The following is a 4,738-nucleotide window of genomic DNA, read 5'->3' as shown; positions in this document are numbered from 1 at the left end:
GGGCAAAACGCGTTTCTCGGTGGAAGAACCCGATCTTCCGGAAAATTGGCCTCGCGTATGGCTCATCTGGCGGGCAAATGCACTCCACAGCAGCGCCAAGGGCCATGAATATTTCCTTCGCCACTACCTGGGCACGCACTCTAACGCGATTGCCGACGAGACCGCTCAAGAGTCCGTGCAAGAGGTCCAATGGCGTGAAGCCTCGACACAGGGCAAGATGGACCTAGTTGTCGATTTGAACTTCCGCATGGATACATCCGCACTCTACTCCGATATCATTCTGCCGTCGGCAAGCTGGTACGAGAAGAACGACCTCAACACGACCGATCTGCATTCCTATTTTCATCCCCTGGGTGCGGCGGTACCTCCCTGCTGGGAATCGCGGAGTGACTGGGACATTTTCCGTGCGCTTGCGGAAAAGACCAGTGAACTGGCACGCACGCATTTTCCGGAGCCGTTCCGAGATTTGGTCACGACTCCGCTGCTGCACGATACTCCAGATGAGATTGCCCAACCGGAAGTGCGGGATTGGGCCAAGGGCGAATGCGAACCCATCCCCGGCAAGACCATGCCGCACATTTCGATCGTGGAGCGCGATTACGTCAACCTGGTACATCGCTTCAATTCGCTTGGTCCGGGGATCAAGGAACATGGAGTGGAGGACCACGGTGTCGAGATGGATGTCGCCGATCTGTACGATGACTTTGCGAAACTTGTTCCCTCCTACGAGTGGAATGGCCGTAAGTATCCGTCTCTGGTAGATCCCGTGTATGCAGCAGACGCAGTGCTTTTCTTTGCGCCCGAGTCAAATGGAGAGATCGCCTATCGCGGGTTCAAAGACCGGGAGCATCAAACCGGACTGCCGTTGGCGGACCTGGCCGAGGACTATCGCGGTATCCGCTACGACTTTGCCGATCTTGCCAGACAGCCTCGCCGGATTCTAACCAGCCCATGCTGGTCGGGCATCGTGAATGAAGGCCGGGCCTACAGCGGCTTCGTTATCAATGTGGAGCGCCTCGTCCCCTGGCGCACGCTCACCGGACGCCAGCACCTATATCAAGACCATGAAGCCTACCGTGCCTTTGGCGAGTCCTGCCCTACATTTAAACCTCGGATCTCTCTCGAAAACACATTCAGTATTGTCAAGAGCAAGCCGGTCGGTAAAGCCATCACGCTGGCCTGCATCACGCCTCACGGAAAATGGCACATTCATTCCACCTACTACGACGACTTGCGGATGCTGACTCTCTCGCGCGGCGTCGAACCGTTCTGGCTGAATGACAAAGACAGCGCCGAGATCGATGTTCTCGATAACGACTGGGTGGAAGCGTACAACGACAATGGGGTGATCGTGACGCGCGCCGTCGTAAGCGCCCGAATCCCACGAGGAATTTGCATCTTCTACCATGCTCCGGAACGGACCATTTCTTTTCCCAAGTCTCCAGTCCGTAACAATCGCCGCGGCGGAGGGACCAACAGCCTGACCCGCATGAGGCTGAAACCGGTGTTGATGGCCGGAGGTTACGCACACAACTGTTATCGCTTCAACGATTACGGACCGCCGGGAACAGATCGCGATACTTATGTCATGGTCCACAAGCTGGAAGGTAAACCAAAGTGGGGTTAGGAAGGAATAGCGCATGAATATCCGATCGCAGGTTTCCATGGTTTTCCATCTCGACAAATGCATCGGATGCCATACGTGCAGCCTCGCCTGCAAGAATCTCTGGACTGATCGGCCCGGCACGGAGTACATGTGGTGGAACAACGTGGAGACCAAGCCAGGCACCGGCTATCCAACGCTGTATGAGGATCAGGAACAATATGATGGCGGTTGGGTGCTCGAAGACGGCAAGCTTCGTCTGAAACTGGGGAGCAAAAAGAGCGAGTTGATCAACATTTTCTACAATCCACGGCTGCCAACGCTCGACGACTACTACCATCCCTTCACCTACCGCTATAGCGACCTGGTCGATGCGCCGCAGGGCGACGATCAGCCTGTCGCACGGCCAATTTCAATGATCACCGGTGACGACATGGAAATCGAGGCTGGCCCTAACTGGGACGATTCCATGAGCGGTTCCGGTATTTATGCGGCCAACGACCCGAATCTGAAGACCCTGACCGAAGAAGAGCGGCGGCGCTTCTTTGAACTCCAGCAACTGGTTTATTTTTATCTTCCACGGATGTGCAATCACTGTCTGAATCCGAGCTGCGTCGCCGCCTGTCCGTCCGGAGCGATTTACAAGCGCGGAGAAGACGGCATCGTGCTGGTGAGCCAGGACAAGTGCCAGGGCTGGCGCATGTGTGTTTCCGGCTGTCCATACAAGAAGGTGTATTTCAACTGGAACAGCGGCAAGGCGGAGAAATGCATCCTCTGCTATCCGCGCATGGAAATGGGCGAGGCACCGGCGTGCATGCACTCCTGCGTGGGAAAGATCCGCTATCTCGGGGTTGTTTTATACGACGCGGACCGCATCGAGGAAACCGCTTCGAAGCCGGACTCCGAGCTGGTCGAGGCGCAGAGGGACATGCTTCTCAATCCGTTCGATCCCGAAGTGATCAGGGAGGCTCTCAAATGCGGCATCGACTTGAAGATTGTGGAATCTGCTCAAAAATCACCAATTTATAAATATGTAAAACAGTGGCGAATGGCGCTGCCTCTTCATCCTGAATGGCGAACGCTGCCGATGCTGTTCTACGTGCCGCCGCTGTTGCCGGTGACCGCCACTTTGACCCAGGAGGGCTGCTACGAAATGGAGGCGGACTTCTTCAGCTCACTTGAAAGCGCGCGCTTGCCCATCCGCTATATGGCAAGTCTTTTTTCGGCTGGGGACGAAGCGGAGGTGATTGCGGTCTACCGCAAGCTGCTGGCTGTCCGAATTTTCAAGCGTGCTGAAACGGTGGGCGATATTTCCATGGAAACAGCACGACATGCGCTTGAAGAGGCGCGGTTGACACCCGAGGAAGTCGAAGGGATTTACTACATGACGGCGCTTGCGGGAGCCGATGAGCGTATGGTCGTTCCCCCGTTTCTGCGCGAGCAAGCCATCGAACTCGGAGTCGACACGCAGGACTTTCAGGAACAGCGCGGCGTCGGCACGCTGTACTGGCCGACACGGGGGTTGTGAGCGATGTCAGTCTACTCGTTGTTCGCGAACATGCTTGATTATCCAGAGCACTCAATTGAGAAGTCCATCGACGATTGTGGCGTTGAACTCGCCGGGTCGGTCCCAGAGGCGTACGCACAGCTCATGAGTTTTCGCACTGCAGTCGCTCAAAAGAGCCTGGGCGAACTCCAGGAGTGTTACACGAACGCCTTCGATCTGCGCCCCGATTGCACGCCGAATCTCGGATATCACTTGTTCGGCGATGATGGCCGACGCGGCGTTTTTCTGGCGGAGTTGAAGGGGCGAATGGAAGCCCGGGGCATCGCGCTCAGCATCGAACTGCCAGACCATATCGTCCTCATCCTGCGATATCTGGATTTAGCGGAAGAAGAGCGTCCCCCCGTGATCGAGGATTGTTTACTCCCGGCGGTCTCGCGGATGGTCGAAGTTCTCGATCCGAGCGGAAATCCTTACGAGCACGCGTTGCGCGCGCTCTTGAGTCTGCTTCATCACCAACACGGCGCGTTCGCGACGGCCGCCGAGGTGGTGGAGCTCTGATGGCATAGTCATTCCGTTCGAAGAGGCTGGCATGGATAATTTCCTTTTTATCGCATTTCCATACATAGCGGTGATCCTGGCGATCGGGGTCGGCATTTATCGCCACGCCCGGCGTCCCTATACCTACTCAAGCCTCTCCTCAGAGATTCTGGAAAACCGAAAACTCTTTTGGGGCTCGGTACCCTTTCATTTCGGACTTACGCTGATTCTCCTGGCGCACCTGCTGGCGGCCCTGCTTCCGGGCGTGGCCGGGTGGCTCCTTGGAGGGCAGATCCGGCGTCTTGTTCTGGAAGTAACCGGGATGGCTTTGGGCCTGTACACGCTGTTTGGATTGCTTGTGTTGATCGCCCGCCGTCTGGTTCCCAGATCGCTGGCGCATGCGGTGACATCCTACATGGATGGCGTGCTCCTTTTCGTGCTCCTGATTCAAGTGGGAAGCGGCATCGGTATTGCGATTTTTGATCGTTGGGGCGGTTTATGGTATCTGCACACAGCGGTTCCATGGTTCTGGTCGCTGGCGATCCTGCATCCGGATATAAGCACGGTGGCGCAGCTTTCCCCCTTCGTAAAACTGCATTTTGTAACCGGGTTCGTTGTCATTCTCTTGTTCCCATTCAGCCGCCTGGTTCATTTGGTCATGTTTCCGATTCAATATCTCTGGCGCCCTCACCAAGTGGTGATCTGGCATCGCCGCCCTGGAAAGGCAGGCGCGTACTCGAGGGAGATCATCCGATGAATGAGAACAACGCGTCTGAAACAGTAACACCGGAGTGTAGAAAAATCGGCCGGCGACGATTCCTGGTTCGCCTCAGTATCGCTTTAGGTTCCATCGGTGCCGCTCTCGTGGCCATACCGAGTGTCGCGTTTCTGCTCGGCCTCCGTAAGACGCCCCAAATATGGCGAACGGTGGGAAAACTTGATGATTTCCAGATCGGGTCTACCGTGAATGTGTCTTTTCAGGATCCAACGCCATTACCCTGGGCCGGAGTGACTGCACAGACGGCAGCCTGGCTTCGCCGAGAAAGCGACCGGCAATTTATCGCATTCTCGATGATCTGTACCCATCTCGG

General features: G+C 56.1%; 4 protein-coding genes and 1 pseudogene. All 5 read left to right on the top strand.

The genetic code is table 11. The features are described 5' to 3' along the window. Positions 1-1,627, top strand: a 1,627-nt coding sequence (locus tag VMU57_RS03880; protein ID WP_325380974.1) for a molybdopterin-dependent oxidoreductase, incomplete at its 5' end; no start/stop codon positions are given. 13 nt (positions 1,628-1,640) lie between these two features. Beyond that, complete coding sequence (narH, locus tag VMU57_RS03875; protein WP_325380972.1) at positions 1,641-3,131, top strand: nitrate reductase subunit beta; 1,491 nt, start codon at positions 1,641-1,643, stop codon at positions 3,129-3,131. 3 nt (positions 3,132-3,134) lie between these two features. After that, positions 3,135-3,668: a nitrate reductase molybdenum cofactor assembly chaperone gene (locus VMU57_RS03870; protein WP_325380970.1), complete on the top strand. Its 534-nt coding sequence runs from the start codon at positions 3,135-3,137 to the stop codon at positions 3,666-3,668. Positions 3,669-3,699: 31 nt separating this feature from the next. Continuing rightward, on the top strand, positions 3,700-4,404 hold the full coding sequence (narI, locus tag VMU57_RS03865; RefSeq protein ID WP_325380968.1) for a respiratory nitrate reductase subunit gamma: 705 nt from the start codon (positions 3,700-3,702) through the stop codon (positions 4,402-4,404). After that, positions 4,401-4,738 (top strand): annotated as a pseudogene (locus VMU57_RS03860) (hypothetical protein); the annotation flags it as partial. The gene narI and the pseudogene VMU57_RS03860, both read left to right, overlap by 4 nt.

The organism is Edaphobacter sp., from assembly GCF_035532915.1.
Taxonomy (GTDB): Bacteria; Acidobacteriota; Terriglobia; order Terriglobales; family Acidobacteriaceae; genus Edaphobacter.
Note: the sequence above shows the minus strand (reverse complement) of the source record. Positions and strands in the feature narration are given on the sequence as shown.

What these genes read in the sequence shown, in the direction of transcription:
- narI (WP_325380968.1), top strand. Translation starts at nt 3,700, where the DNA reads ATGGATAATTTCCTTTTTATCGCATTTCCATACATAGCGGTGATCCTG.
- VMU57_RS03870 (WP_325380970.1), top strand. Translation starts at nt 3,135, where the DNA reads ATGTCAGTCTACTCGTTGTTCGCGAACATGCTTGATTATCCAGAGCAC.
- narH (WP_325380972.1), top strand. Translation starts at nt 1,641, where the DNA reads ATGAATATCCGATCGCAGGTTTCCATGGTTTTCCATCTCGACAAATGC.